12 protein-coding genes are annotated in these 12,761 nt (G+C 67.2%); 6 read left to right on the top strand and 6 right to left on the bottom strand.

Annotated features, from left to right (window positions below; all coding sequences use genetic code 11):
* Positions 1-293: 293 nt before the first annotated feature.
* Entirely contained in the window at positions 294-2,981 is a 2,688-nt protein-coding gene (acnA, locus tag ACGVWT_RS06345) for an aconitate hydratase AcnA (protein WP_116462070.1), read from the bottom strand.
* A gap of 157 nt (positions 2,982-3,138) precedes the next feature.
* The gene (locus tag ACGVWT_RS06340; RefSeq protein WP_315461792.1) at positions 3,139-3,858 is read right to left on the bottom strand and encodes a L,D-transpeptidase family protein; all 720 of its coding nucleotides are present in this window, start codon (positions 3,856-3,858) and stop codon (positions 3,139-3,141) included.
* A gap of 197 nt (positions 3,859-4,055) precedes the next feature.
* Between ACGVWT_RS06340 and ACGVWT_RS06335 the strand changes: the two genes are divergently transcribed.
* The 5 genes from ACGVWT_RS06335 (at position 4,056) to ACGVWT_RS06315 (ending at position 6,536) form a co-directional block, all read left to right on the top strand.
* A complete protein-coding gene (locus tag ACGVWT_RS06335; protein WP_315461791.1) occupies positions 4,056-4,340 on the top strand; it encodes a hypothetical protein in 285 nt (94 codons plus the stop codon).
* A gap of 69 nt (positions 4,341-4,409) precedes the next feature.
* Complete coding sequence (locus ACGVWT_RS06330) at positions 4,410-5,084, top strand: helix-turn-helix transcriptional regulator (protein ID WP_315461790.1); 675 nt, start codon at positions 4,410-4,412, stop codon at positions 5,082-5,084.
* A 44-nt stretch (positions 5,085-5,128) separates the two neighbouring features.
* The gene (locus ACGVWT_RS06325; protein WP_116462131.1) at positions 5,129-5,518 is read left to right on the top strand and encodes a hypothetical protein; all 390 of its coding nucleotides are present in this window, start codon (positions 5,129-5,131) and stop codon (positions 5,516-5,518) included.
* A gap of 68 nt (positions 5,519-5,586) precedes the next feature.
* Positions 5,587-6,057, top strand: a complete 471-nt coding sequence (locus tag ACGVWT_RS06320) for a hypothetical protein (protein WP_116462074.1) — start codon at positions 5,587-5,589, stop codon at positions 6,055-6,057.
* Positions 6,054-6,536 (top strand): hypothetical protein, encoded by a 483-nt coding sequence (locus ACGVWT_RS06315; protein ID WP_315461789.1) that lies wholly within the window; start codon positions 6,054-6,056, stop codon positions 6,534-6,536. Before ACGVWT_RS06320 ends, ACGVWT_RS06315 begins: the two co-directional genes overlap by 4 nt.
* A 25-nt stretch (positions 6,537-6,561) precedes the next feature.
* Here ACGVWT_RS06315 and ACGVWT_RS06310 read toward each other — a convergent pair whose 3' ends face one another.
* Positions 6,562-6,750 carry a hypothetical protein gene (locus tag ACGVWT_RS06310; RefSeq protein WP_116462075.1) on the bottom strand — a complete coding sequence of 63 codons (189 nt, stop codon included), beginning with the start codon at positions 6,748-6,750 and terminating at the stop codon, positions 6,562-6,564.
* Between the two features lie 110 nt (positions 6,751-6,860).
* Between ACGVWT_RS06310 and ACGVWT_RS06305 the strand changes: the two genes are divergently transcribed.
* Entirely contained in the window at positions 6,861-7,289 is a 429-nt protein-coding gene (locus ACGVWT_RS06305) for a phasin family protein (RefSeq protein WP_116462076.1), read from the top strand.
* A 38-nt stretch (positions 7,290-7,327) separates the two neighbouring features.
* Here ACGVWT_RS06305 and ACGVWT_RS06300 read toward each other — a convergent pair whose 3' ends face one another.
* The 3 genes from ACGVWT_RS06300 to ACGVWT_RS06290 form a co-directional block, all read right to left on the bottom strand.
* The gene (locus ACGVWT_RS06300) at positions 7,328-7,831 is read right to left on the bottom strand and encodes a GNAT family N-acetyltransferase (protein WP_116462077.1); all 504 of its coding nucleotides are present in this window, start codon (positions 7,829-7,831) and stop codon (positions 7,328-7,330) included.
* Between the two features lie 83 nt (positions 7,832-7,914).
* On the bottom strand, positions 7,915-9,510 hold the full coding sequence (locus tag ACGVWT_RS06295; RefSeq protein WP_315461788.1) for an efflux transporter outer membrane subunit: 1,596 nt from the start codon (positions 9,508-9,510) through the stop codon (positions 7,915-7,917).
* Positions 9,507-12,755, bottom strand: coding sequence for an efflux RND transporter permease subunit (locus tag ACGVWT_RS06290; RefSeq protein WP_315461787.1), 3,249 nt, complete (start codon positions 12,753-12,755; stop codon positions 9,507-9,509). Before ACGVWT_RS06290 ends, ACGVWT_RS06295 begins: the two co-directional genes overlap by 4 nt.
* Positions 12,756-12,761: the final 6 nt, after the last annotated feature.

The following is a 12,761-nucleotide window of genomic DNA, read 5'->3' as shown; positions in this document are numbered from 1 at the left end:
CGCAGCCGGTCCGCACTCACCCTCACCCAGTGCGCATGTGGCGCTTTTCCCTCTCCCGGCGGGGGAGGGAGGGAGGCGCGCCGCTGCCCAAAGCACTTCGTCACCCCGGACTTGTTCCGGGGTCCACCGGGCCGCGCGGGGACGGCAAGAGATACTGGCCATCCCCCTCGCCGCAGAGTGGACCCCGGAACAAGTCCGGGGTGACGAAGGGTGTGGGGCGAGTGGCGCGCCCAACAAAAAAGGGGAGGCGCCTCCCGGCACCTCCCCTTCTTCGTATCCGAAGGTCGAACCTCTTACGCGGCCAGCTTGCGCAGCACGTACTGGAGGATGCCGCCGTTGAGGAAATATTCCAGCTCGTTGACCGTATCGATGCGGCAGCGCGTCTCGAACGTCTCGGTGCTGCCGTCGGCGCGCTTCAGCGTCACTTCGACGGTCTGACGCGGGCGCAGGTCGGCGACGCCGGTGATCGTGAACGTCTCGGTGCCGTCCAGCTTCAGCGTCTGGCGGGTGACGCCATCGGCGAACTGAAGCGGCAGCACACCCATGCCGACGAGGTTCGAACGGTGGATACGCTCGAAGCTTTCGGTGATGACCGCGCGGACGCCGAGCAGGTTGGTGCCCTTCGCCGCCCAGTCGCGCGACGAGCCGGTGCCATATTCCTTGCCGGCAACGACGACGAGCGGCGTGCCGTCCGCCTTGTGACGCATCGCGGCGTCGTAGATCGGCATCACTTCGCCGTCATACTGGGTCATGCCGCCTTCGACGCCCGGCACCATCTCGTTCTTGATGCGGATGTTGGCGAAGGTGCCGCGGACCATGACATGGTCGTTGCCGCGACGCGCGCCATAGCTGTTGAAGTCCTTGCGCGCGACCTGACGCTCGGTCAGCCACTGGCCGGCCGGGCTGTCCGCCTTGATCGAACCCGCCGGGCTGATGTGATCGGTGGTGATCGAATCGCCCAGGATCGCGAGCGGCTTCGCCTCGATGATGTCGTGGACCGGCTTCGGGGTCATTTCCATGCCCTCGAAATACGGCGGGTTGGCGACATAGGTCGATGCCGCCGGCCAGGCGTAGGTCGCCGAGCCGGTCACGTCGATCTCACGCCACTTGGCGTCGCCGGCGTAGACGTTGCCGTAGCGGCTGCGGAACATCTCGTCGTCGATGTTCGCCGCCATCGTGTCGGCGACTTCCTGATTGGTCGGCCACACGTCCTTCAGGAACACGTCCTGACCGTCCTTGCCCTGACCGAGCGGGGTTTCGACCATGTCCTCGGTCACGGTGCCCTTCAGCGCATAGGCGACGACGAGCGGCGGCGAGGCGAGGAAGTTGGCGCGCACGTCGGGCGAGACGCGGCCTTCGAAGTTGCGGTTGCCCGACAGGACCGAGGCGGCAACGAGGTCATTCTCGTTGATCGCGGCCGAGATCGGACCCGGCAGCGGACCCGAGTTGCCGATGCAGGTGGTGCAGCCATAGCCGACGAGGTTGAAGCCGATCGCATCGAGGTCGGCGGTGAGGCCGGCCTTGTTGAGGTAATCGGTGACGACCTGCGAACCGGGGGCGAGCGACGTCTTCACCCAGGGCTTGGGCTTCAGGCCGAGCGCATTCGCCTTGCGGGCGACCAGGCCGGCGGCGACCAGCACCGACGGGTTCGAGGTGTTGGTGCAGCTGGTGATCGCCGCGATCACGACGTCGCCGTCGCCGATGTCATGGCCGCGCTCGGCGACGTCGACACGCTTCGGGCTGGTCTTGCTGTAGAGCTTGGTGAGGTCGCCGTTGAACACGTCGTCGACATTGCCCAGGCTGACGCGATCCTGCGGGCGCTTCGGGCCGGCGAGCGAGGCGGTGACGGTGCCCATGTCCAGCTCCAGCGTGTCGGTGAACACGGGGTCGGCGGCATCGTCGTGGCGCCAGAAGCCGTTCGCCTTGGCATAAGCTTCGGTCAGCGCGATCGTCTCTTCGGGGCGCGCGGTCAGGCGCATATATTCGATCGTCTTGTCGTCGATCGGGAAGAAGCCGCAGGTCGCGCCATATTCGGGCGCCATGTTGGCGATCGTCGCGCGGTCGGCGAGCGTCATCGACGACAGGCCGGGGCCGTAGAATTCGACGAAGCGGCCGACGACGCCCTTGGCGCGCAGCATCTGCGTGACGGTGAGCACGAGGTCGGTCGCGGTGATGCCTTCCTTCAGCGCGCCGGTCAGCTTGAAGCCGACGACTTCGGGGATCAGCATCGAAACCGGCTGGCCGAGCATCGCCGCTTCCGCCTCGATGCCGCCGACGCCCCAGCCCAGCACGCCCAAGCCGTTGACCATCGTGGTGTGGCTGTCGGTGCCGACCAGCGTGTCGGGATAGGCGATCGCCGCCGAACCGCTGGCATTGTCGCCCATTTCGGTCGACGACCAGATCGCCTGGCTGACGTATTCGAGGTTCACCTGGTGGCAGATGCCGGTGCCCGGCGGAACGACCTGGAAGTTGTCGAGCGCCTTCGAGCCCCACTTCAGGAATTCGTAGCGCTCGCCATTGCGCTGATATTCGAGATCGACGTTATCCTCGAACGCCTGCGGCGTGCCGAATTCGTCGACCATGACCGAGTGGTCGATGACGAGGTGGACGGGGACCTGCGGGTTGATCTTGGCCGCGTCGCCGCCCAGCTTGGTGATCGCGTCGCGCATCGCGGCAAGGTCGACCACGCACGGCACGCCGGTGAAATCCTGCATCAGCACGCGCGCGGGGCGATACTGGATTTCGCGGTCCGACCGGCGCTCGTTCTGCCAGTCGACGATCGCCTTCACGTCCTCTTCGGTCACGGTCTTGCCGTCTTCGAAGCGGAGCATGTTCTCGAGCAGCACCTTCATCGAGAAGGGCAGGCGGCTGATGTCGCCGTACTTTTCCGCCGCCTTCGCAAGGCTGTAGTAATCGTAGGTCTTGCCCGCGACGTCGAGCGTCGTGCGGGTCTTCAGGCTGTCCTGGCCGATGGCGGTCATTATGGTCCCTTCAATTTGGCTCGAGGGCGCTCGGGGAGGCGGCAGGGAAGCCGCGCGGGCGCGCGATGAGCGCTGCGAAAGCGTATGTCGCCGCGGCCTTAGCAAGGGGTTTACGGTTGGGGAAGCGCCTATGCTGCGCGTGCGTTCGCTTGGCGGCTCAGGTCGTGGGCGCGGGGAGGATCGCCTGTCCCGTCGCCAGCGTCTTGCCGCGGGTAATGATGACGCGGTCGCCGACCTTCGCCTGCGCGAACAGCAATTTGGCGAAGGCGACGGGAACGCCGATACAGCCATGCGTCGCATAGCCCCATTCGACCTTCGATCCGTGGATCGCAACGCCATCGCCGGTCAGGCGCAGCGTGTAGGGCATCGGCGCATTGTCATAGGTGCGCGACACGTGCGTCGCGTCCTTCATCAGAATCGGAAAGGTGCCGAGCGGCGTCGGTTTTTCATCGGCGCCGTACAGGATGGCGGCGGCGCCGATCTCATAGCCGTCGCGGAAAACGGAGAGCGTCTGCGCGGCAAGATCGACCGTGATGATCAGCGGACCATCGGGCACGCCCTTGGTATCCCAGGCGTAATCGCCAAACTTGATCGGGCCGATATCGAGGATTCGCTTGACCTGCATGTTCTCCGGCGCGGGCGTGGGCGTGGAGAGGGCGGCAGGCGTCGGCTTGGCAGTCGCTGCGGCGGGCGTGGTGATAACGGCCGTGGCCGGGGGCGAGGCAAGGGCAGCGTGCCGCTCGGTGGGTGCTTTGGCCGATGTCGGCCCCGCGACCGATGCGGTACCATGCGGCGCCACCGCGGCAATCGCAGCGATTCCGATGACGGCGCCGGCAAGGATCAGTCTGGCCGCAATGGCCTGGCGACGGGCAACCACGATGCATGTTCCGGAAACGGTGTACGGAGCCGCGAGGATGGGCGCGTTTCGCGGGCAATGCGAGTCGGCAAATCGAGCTGTGCCGTGGCGGTACGGAGCAGGGGTCCGTCAACCTTCCGGTAACGCCCTCGCGATCGCAAACAGGAACATTGTCCGGCCCTATCCGGTTGAGCGGAAAGATCAAAAGGAGCGATGCCGTGTCCCATATCCCCAATTCCGCGATGAAGCACGCCGGCCCCGTCCACCACGACCCCGCGCCGGAGGCTCGGCCTGGCAAGCCGAATCGGGTGGAAAACGGCCAGGGGCTCGGCCTGCCGACATGGCTGGCGATCGGCGGCACGCTCGTCGTCGGGGCGGCGGCGGCGCTTGCGGTGCCGCTGCTGCGCGGCCGTGCGACCCCGGTGCCCAAGCGGCGCGGCAAGCGCGCGACGGTACGCAAGGCGGCATCAGGCGCCAAACATCGCAAGGCAGCCGCAAAATAGGCCCAGATTGGCGGAAGCGCTGGTGATGCGCGCCAGCCGTGCTAGACCCGCTCCGGGCATGGGACGACGATGAAGGCGCGCGACGACACCGGGCGGAACGGATCGAACGGTATCGCCGCGCCACTGCGCGACGGCGACGCCATTCGCGCGCGTGCCACCGCGAGCCCGGTATCCGATCCCGCCGCGGCGTTCGATCGCCTGTCGCGCCGCCATCGCGAATGCCTGCGCGGGGTGCGCGCCCTCAAGGGTTCGAAGGAGATCGCCGAAGAACTCGGCATCGAGAAATCCACCGTCGACAGCTATCTGACCGAGGCCGTGAAGCTGCTCGGCGCACGCAATCGGCGCGATGCGGCGCTGCGCTGGGCAGCGTATGAAGATCAGACCGTCGAGCCAAGTACCGATGATATAACGCTTATTTCAGAAGCGGGGGACCCCGATAAAATCGGGGGTGATTCTGCGCGGCTATCCCCGCTCGCTGCCGATCCGCCACTGCCGGTGGTGCCGGACGAGACCATCGTCATGGCAGCGGACAGCGGCGGCGCCCGACCTTTCAGGTCATCGGCGTTCCCGATCCGGCTGCCCTTCCGGCGGAAAGGACAACGGGGCAACGACCTGACGGTCGGGGATCGGTTGATCTGGATACAGGCCATCGCATTCGGCACCATCGTCGGTTTCGGCATGTTGATGAGCGGCCTCCAGGCACTGACCCATTTGATCGAGGCGCTGACCCGCAACCTTTCCTGATCGTCAGCGAAAGCGCCCCGCACGGGGTGGAAAGGGTCGCCATCATGTCATCTATCGTCGCATCGCGCACCGCTCCGGTCGCGGCATCCTCCGTCGCCAGCCAGGCCGCGGCCGACGCCGTCGCGCAGCTGCTCTGGAAGCTCGAGACGCAGCTCGACGAGGCTTTCTCCACCGGCGGCGAGCTGCTCGCGGCGCTGCCCCGCGCCCGCCACGCCGCCAACCTGCCGGCGATCGCCGGGCAGCAGGCGTTCGAGGTGCTGGGCCAGGCGATCATGGCGATCGGCGCCGCCCGCGGCCACACCGTTGCCGGCCATCGCGTCATCGAAAAGATCGGTAAGCAGATCGGGTATGAAACGAGCTTCGGCGACGAAAAGCCCAAGCCCGAATTCGCCCCGACGGGCGTCGACGCGGGGCATCTCCGCGCCGTCGCCTAAGGCGTCATGGCCCGGTTCGTGAAGTTTGCTCCTTTTACCGGCCGGGCCATGGCCCCACAGGGCAGATCATGACACACGTCATCGTCTTCAATGCGCTGTTGCTCATCGCCTGCGGATACGCCTTCCTGATGGGAGGCGCGCCGGAGCGGTGGACTGCCCTGGTGTTCGTAGGCAGCGCATTCGCCACCTTTCTGGCGCCGTTCTACGATTCGCTGCGACCCTTCCGGCATGTCGAACCTGCGCTCCTGCTGGTCGACCTGATCATGCTGGTGGGACTGTTGGTCATCGCCCTGCGCGCGGACCGCTATTGGCCGCTGTACGTCAGCGCGCTGCACCTGATCACGCTGGCGATCCATGGCGTGAAGGCCATTCAGCCGTCGCTGGTGCCGTGGATGTACGCGGGCGCGAGCGGCAAGATCGCCTATCCCATGCTGCTCATGCTGGCGATCGGCGCGTTGCGTCACCGCCAGCGCAAGGCCCAGTTCGGGAGCGACCGCGACTGGTCGCCCCTGCGCCAACCGGACATCCCTTCATCATGACTGCCGACATACGGTTGCTGCGCTGGCCCGAACGCGATCGCGAGGAGTACGAACGACTGGTGTCGGCGCTGGAACGCGTCCGGGCCTCCGCCGCGCGCAGTCGGGGCGAGATCGTCGCCCCCGTTCCCGCAGGCCCCGAAGAGCCGAGCGATGCCGATCGTGCACGCACCTTGCTGGCCCAGCGCCGCCAGCGCGACGCCATGGCGGGCTCGCTCGTCGAGCTGTTCGGCGAGCCGGGGTGGGATATCCTGCTGACGCTGTTCGTCGCCTATGAAGAGGCGCGGCCAGTGACGGGCGAGGCGCTCGGCGCCCTGCTGTCCCTGCGCCCGGCGGTGCTGGCCCGCTGGTTGGACCTGCTGGTCCGACGCACGCTGATCCGCTGTGCGGCGAATGGGGCGGGCACCCTCGATCCGTCGACCCCGCTGGCGTTGACCGATGACGGGCTGACACTGGTCCTGCGCTGCATCGGCGGCGCGTGATGGCGAGGGCGCAGCGGCCGGCGCGTCAGTGCGTCGGGCCGACCAGCCGCTCCGCCTCGTCGCGCATCATCTCGACGCCCTGGCAGACGTGCAGCCCGGCGACCGTCATGTCGAGATCGTCGGCCAGCCGCATCAGCTCTTCGCCGAGCGCCACCGCGCGGTGCAGCAGCTCGCCGCGGATGCGGCGTTGCCTCTGGTCCTCAGGCGTATTCATCACCTTGACCTCTAACCACCGCCCGCGTCCGCGCAAGCGGTTAGCGGAGCAAAAAACCGGGACAGCACGTTTGTCCCACACCACCCAGACGTCATGAGAGGAGAGGCGCAATGGCGGACGATACCCATCCCACCGACGATGCCGCGAAGACCGGCGGCAACCCCATGCACGATGCCGCGCAACGCGCGAGCGAGACGATGCGCGGCGCCAGCGAGGCGATGCGCGGCGCCTTTACCGACCATGTGATGGACCCCGCCCGGCGCGCCGGCGAGGCGATGCGCGCGTCCGGCCAGAAGGTGGCCGACGGCAGCGCGGCGCTGGGCCTCAAGATCATCGAACAGGCCGAACGCAATTCGCACGATGCATTCGAGGCGATGCGCGAGGCGGCACAGGCCCGCGACGTCACCGACGTGCTGCGCATCCAGGGCAACTACCTGCGCCGACAGGGCGAACGCTCGATGGAGCAGGCGCGCGAGATCGGTGAGATGATCCTGCGCTTCGGCCGCGATGCGGTGACTCCCCCCAAATCGGGGGAGTGACCGGCACGAGGGGCGGGTGGCGAGGGGCCGCCCGTTCCTCAGCCGAACGGCGTCGCGCGTGCCAGCATCAGCAGGTCATGCGCGACGCCATCGCTCGCCCTGACGTGACCGGCGAGCCGCGCTTCCTGCGTGAAGCCCAGCCGCTCGAACAGCGCCACCGATGCCGCGGCGTCGGGTGTCATGGTCGCGGTCAGCTTGGCGAGGCCGTGCGCCTGCGCAATCGCGAGCAACGCCTGCAACAGGTCGCTGCCCAGACCCTGGCCGCGCCGGTCGGACGCCACGAGCAGGCGGATTTCGCCGACATGCCCGCTCCACCCCAAGGGGTCGCGGATCAGTGCCGCGGTGGCGACGATGCGGCCTTCGTCCTCGGCGACCAAACTGTCGATCCAGCCTTCCCCGACCGCCTGCTGCCACGCCTCGATCACCCGCGGATGGCGCAGGTCCCGGCCGGAAAACAGCAGGTCATGCTCAGGCAGCGTCGCGGTGAAGGCGAGGACGGCCTCGTCGTCGGTCGGCCGGAACCGGCGGATGGTGTGGCTCATGATCGCTCCTGGCCCGTCTGCTACCGTACGTGTGGGGCCGGTACATCGGCAGTCGCCCGGCCGGCGTCAACCCGCGGCAAGGCTCAGTCCCGGCGCGGCGCGCCGCTGGGGGAGACGGGTTGCGGACCATCGGGCGTCACCTCCAGCGACGAATCGCCGCCTAGCACCCGGTAGAGCGTCGCGCGATTGTTCGCCGCGGTCAGCTGCGTGCCGATCAGGGTGCGCTGCGCCGAATAATAGCTGCGCTGGGCATCGAGGCTGGACAGAAAGGTATCGAGGCCTCCCTGGTAGCGCGCATTGACCAGCCGCAACGTATCGGCGGCGGCATCGCGGAAATTCGCCTGTGCGCGCAACTGGTCGGCAATCGTCCCCTGACGGGCGAGCGCGTCGGCGACCTCTTGGAACGCGGTTTGGATCGTCTTTTCATACGTCGCGAGCGCCGCGTCGCGCTGCGCCTCGGTATAACGGACGTTGGCGCGGCCGGCGCCGGCCTGGAAGATCGGATAGCTGACCGACGGCGTCACCGAATAGTTGAACGCCCCGCCGGTAAAGAGCGTCGAAAGCGCGTTGCTCGCGAAACCGACCAGCCCGGTTAGCGAGATGCGCGGGAACAAGGCCGCGCGCGCCGCGCCGATCTGCGCATTGTAGCTTTGCAGCGTATACTCCGCCTGCACCACGTCGGGCCGGCGCAGCAGAATGCCGCTGTCGAGCCCGGCGGGCAGACTGGCGATCGTCGGCGCGGCGACGTCGATCGACTCGGGCAGCAGCGCAGGATCGATCGGCGCCCCCACCAGCAATTGCAGCGCGTTGACGTCCTGCGCGACCAGCGTCTTCTGCTCGGCGAGGTCGGCGTTCGCGGTTTCGAGGATCTGCTCCGCCTGCCGCAGGTCGGTGCGGGCGCTGATCCCGCCCTCCAGCCGGGCGCGGGTCAGGCGCACGCTGACCGCGGCGCTCTTCGCGGTATCCTCTGCGACCTTCAGCAAGCTGCGGTCGGCGGCGTAGGTCAGCCAGCCGCTCGCGACCTCGCCCACCAGCGTCAGCCGGGTCGCGCGGGCGCCGGCTTCGGTGGCGAAATAGCGATCGAGCGCGGCGCGCGACAGCGATCGCAAACGGCCGAACAGGTCGATCTCGAACGCCGTCGTGCCGATTTGCGCAGAGAAGGCGCTGTTGCCGCCGCCGGTGTTGAGGACCGTGCCCGTTCCCGTGCCGTTGCCCGTATCGACGCCGGTGCCGGCGCCCGTGCCCGTGCCAGTACCGCCGGTGCCCGTTCCACCCGTTCCCGTGCCGCCAGTGCCCGTCCCGGTGTTGCCGCTGTTCGCGATGCCGCGCGTGCCGTTGCCGCCATCCGAATAGGTGTAGCGGCCGGTGGCGTTGACCGCGGGGAACAGGTTGGCACGCTGGATGCCATATTGCGCGCGCGCGGCGGCGATATTGGCGGCGGCGACGCGCAGGTCGCGATTGTTGGCGAGCGCCTGGTCGATCAGCCGTTGCAGCCGCGCGTCCTTGAACACGTCGCGATAGGTGATCGCCGGCAGCCTTGCCTCGCTTTGGCGAAGGTAGGCGTCGCCCACCGGCCAGGACGCCGGCACCGGCGTTTCGGGGCGGACGTATGTCGGCTCCATCGAGCAGCCGGCGAGCATCGTGGCGCCGAGCGCGATGGCGAGGAACGAACGGGTCATCGCGCAGGCTCCGGATCGGCAGCGGGCGGCATCGGCGGGGCGGGGGGCGTGTCGTCGTGATGCCCCTGGTGGCCCGTGGGGCGGCCGCGCAGCTTGGCGAGACCATCGCGCACGCCGCGCCGTACGAGGACGAAGAACAGCGGAATGTAGAAGATGGCCAGGAAGGTCGCCGACAGCATGCCGCCGATCACCGCCGTGCCGATCGCGATGCGGCTGTTCGCACCCGCACCGGTCGAGATCGCCAGCGGCAGCACACCGAAGATGAAGGCGAAGCTGGTCATCAGGATCGGCCGCAGACGGATCTTGGCCGCCTCCAGCGCCGCGTCGATGACGCGCGCGCCCTTGCGTTCGGCCTGTTCGGCGAATTCGATCATCAGGATCGCATTCTTGGCGGCGAGGCCCATCGTCGTCAGCAGGCCGATCTGCAGATAGACGTCGTTGGTCAGGCCGCGCAGCGTCACGAAAGCGATTGCGCCGATCAGCCCCAGCGGGATGATGAGCAGCACCGCGAACGGGATCGACCAGCTTTCATACAGCGCCGCAAGGCACAGAAAGACGACCAAGATCGACAGGCCGTACAGCAACGGCGCCTGACCCGACGACAGCCGTTCCTGATAGCTGAGGCCCGACCAGGCGATCGACGTGCCGGGGATCTGTGCGGCCAGCTCGCTGATCCGTGCCATCGCATCGCCCGAGCTGACGCCCGGGGCGCCCGAACCCGAAAATTCGAACGAGGATATGCCGTTGAAGCGCGACAGCGTGGTGGGGGCGGTCGACCAGCCCGTGGTCGCGAAGGACGAGAAGGGCACCATCTGGCCGTTCGATCCGCGCACGAACCATTGTTTCAGATCGTCCGGCGCTGCGCGATACGGCGCGTCGCCCTGCACATAAACGCGCTTCACGCGACCGCGATCGATGAAGTCGTTGACATACTGGCCACCCCAGGCGGTGGTCAGCGTGTTGTTTGCCGCGCTCTGCGTCAGACCCAGCGCGGCCAGCTTCTGCTGGTCCATGTCGATGCGCAGCGTCGCGATGTCGGGCAGTTCGGTCAGGCGCACCGATGCCAGCTTCGGATCGGCATTCGCCATCGCGAGCAACTTGTCGCGCGCGGCGCCGAACTGTTCCTGCGTCAGGCCGCCGGTGTTCTGCAGCTCCATGGTGAAGCCATCGGACGAACCGAGGCCGCGGATCGCCGGCGGCACCAGCGCGAATACCTGCGCGTCGCGAAGCCCGCGGAATGCGCCGGATGCGCGTTGCGTGATCGCATCGGCGGTATTCTCCTTGCCGCTACGGTCCTTCCAGTCGACGAAGTTGAGGAAGCCCTGGCCGGTGTTCTGGCCGCTGACGCCGCCACCACCGCCGCCGGCGACGGTGAACAGGACGGAGGTGTTCTTGGGCTCATATTGGGCGAAATAATTCTCGACCTGCCGCTGCACCTGCTGCGTCCGCGCGATCGTCGCGCCGGGGGGCAGGCGGAACTGCACGATCGCCGCGCCCTGGTCCTCGGTCGGCAGGAAGCCTGTGGGCAGGCGCAGGAACAATATCGCGAGCAATGCGACCACACCGACGTAGATCAGCAGGAACAGCCACTTGCGATCCACCACCGTCTGCACGGCACCGGTGTAGCGGGTCACCGTCTTTTCGAACGTGCGGTTGAACCAATTGCCCGCGGCCTCGCCCCATTCGGCGACCTTGCCGAAGTGCTTCTTGATGCCCTTGCTCTCCGTCTGCTCCTGCGACTTCTGCTTCAGCAGCGAGGCAGTAAGCGCGGGGCTGAGGATCAGCGCGACGAGGACGGACAGCACCATCGCCGACACAATGGTCAGCGAGAACTGACGATAGATGACGCCGGTCGATCCGCCGAAGAACGCCATTGGCAGGAACACTGCCGACAGGACGAGCGCGATGGCGATCAGCGCGACGCTGATCTCGTTCATCGACTCGATCGTCGCCTGACGCGGCGTCATCTCGGGGTCTTCTTCCATCAACCGCTCGACGTTCTCGACGACGACGATCGCGTCGTCGACGAGCAGGCCGATGGCGAGGACGAGGCCGAACAGCGTCATCGTGTTGATCGAGAAGCCGGCGAAGTGGAAGATCGCGAAGGTGCCGAGCAGCACCACCGGCACTGCGATGGCAGGCACCAGAGTCGCGCGCCAGCTTTGCAAGAACACGAACATCACGATGACGACCAGCACGATCGCTTCGAGCAGCGTCTTCACCACCTCGTCGATCGACAGCTTGATGAATGCGGTCGTGTCGTTGGCGTAGGCGACCTTGAGGCCGGGCGGGAAGCTTTTGGCGACGCGCGCGACCTCGGCCTTCACCAGCTCGGCGGTCTTCAGTGCGTCGGCGCCCGGTGCCAGCAGCACCGCGATGCCCGCGCCGGGGTGCCGGTTGATGCGGCTGAAGGCGGCGTAGCTTTCGGCGCCCAGCTCGATCCGGGCGACGTCCGACAGGCGCACGGTCGCGCCGGACGGCAGCGTCTTGACGATGATCTGGCGGAACTGCTCGGGCGTTTGCAGGCGCGACTGTGCGGTGACGGTCGCGTTCAGCATCTGCTCCGGACTGGACGGCACGCCGCCCACTTCGCCCGCCGCGACTTCGGTATTCTGGTTCTGGATCGCGGTGGTGATGTCCGACGGGATCAGCTGGTAGCTGGCAAGGCGCGCCGGGTTCAGCCAGATGCGCATCGCATATTGCGATCCGAACACGTTGACGTCGCCCACCCCCTGCACGCGGCCCAGCGGGTCTTGCAGGTTGGAGACGAGATAATCGCTGACGTCCTGGTTCGTCTTCTGATCGGTCTCGTCATAGACGCCCACGATCAGCAGATTGTCCGGGTTCGACTTGCGAACGACGAGGCCCTGCTGCTGCACCTGTTGCGGCAGGCGCGCGACGCCCTGCTGCACCTGGTTCTGCACTTGCACCTGCGCGATGTCGGGATCGGTGCCCTTTTCGAACGTCGCGGTGATCGACACCGAGCCGCGGCTCGACGACGAGGAACTGAAATACAGCAGGCCGTCGATGCCGGTCAGCTGCTGTTCGATGACCTGCGTCACCGAATTCTGCAGCGTCTGTGCGTTTGCACCGGGGAAGGTTGCGCGGATCGACACCTGCGGCGGCGCCACGTCGGGATATTGCGCGATCGGCAGGCTCAGGATCGCGCCGACGCCCGCCAGCATCACGATGATGGCGAGCACCCAGGCGAAGATCGGACGGTCGATGAAGATGCGGGAGATCATCGGGGA

It is taken from the genome of Sphingomonas sp. S6 (assembly GCF_043498045.1).
Classification (GTDB): Bacteria; Pseudomonadota; Alphaproteobacteria; order Sphingomonadales; family Sphingomonadaceae; genus Sphingomonas.
The sequence above is the reverse complement of the archived record's forward strand: the minus strand, read 5'-3'. Positions and strand labels throughout refer to the sequence as shown.

What these genes read in the sequence shown, in the direction of transcription:
- ACGVWT_RS06305 (WP_116462076.1), top strand. Translation starts at nt 6,861, where the DNA reads ATGGCGGACGATACCCATCCCACCGACGATGCCGCGAAGACCGGCGGC.
- ACGVWT_RS06300 (WP_116462077.1), bottom strand. Translation starts at nt 7,831, where the DNA reads ATGAGCCACACCATCCGCCGGTTCCGGCCGACCGACGACGAGGCCGTC.
- ACGVWT_RS06330 (WP_315461790.1), top strand. Translation starts at nt 4,410, where the DNA reads ATGAAGGCGCGCGACGACACCGGGCGGAACGGATCGAACGGTATCGCC.
- ACGVWT_RS06315 (WP_315461789.1), top strand. Translation starts at nt 6,054, where the DNA reads ATGACTGCCGACATACGGTTGCTGCGCTGGCCCGAACGCGATCGCGAG.
- ACGVWT_RS06290 (WP_315461787.1), bottom strand. Translation starts at nt 12,755, where the DNA reads ATGATCTCCCGCATCTTCATCGACCGTCCGATCTTCGCCTGGGTGCTC.
- ACGVWT_RS06310 (WP_116462075.1), bottom strand. Translation starts at nt 6,750, where the DNA reads ATGAATACGCCTGAGGACCAGAGGCAACGCCGCATCCGCGGCGAGCTG.
- ACGVWT_RS06320 (WP_116462074.1), top strand. Translation starts at nt 5,587, where the DNA reads ATGACACACGTCATCGTCTTCAATGCGCTGTTGCTCATCGCCTGCGGA.
- acnA (WP_116462070.1), bottom strand. Translation starts at nt 2,981, where the DNA reads ATGACCGCCATCGGCCAGGACAGCCTGAAGACCCGCACGACGCTCGAC.
- ACGVWT_RS06295 (WP_315461788.1), bottom strand. Translation starts at nt 9,510, where the DNA reads ATGACCCGTTCGTTCCTCGCCATCGCGCTCGGCGCCACGATGCTCGCC.
- ACGVWT_RS06325 (WP_116462131.1), top strand. Translation starts at nt 5,129, where the DNA reads ATGTCATCTATCGTCGCATCGCGCACCGCTCCGGTCGCGGCATCCTCC.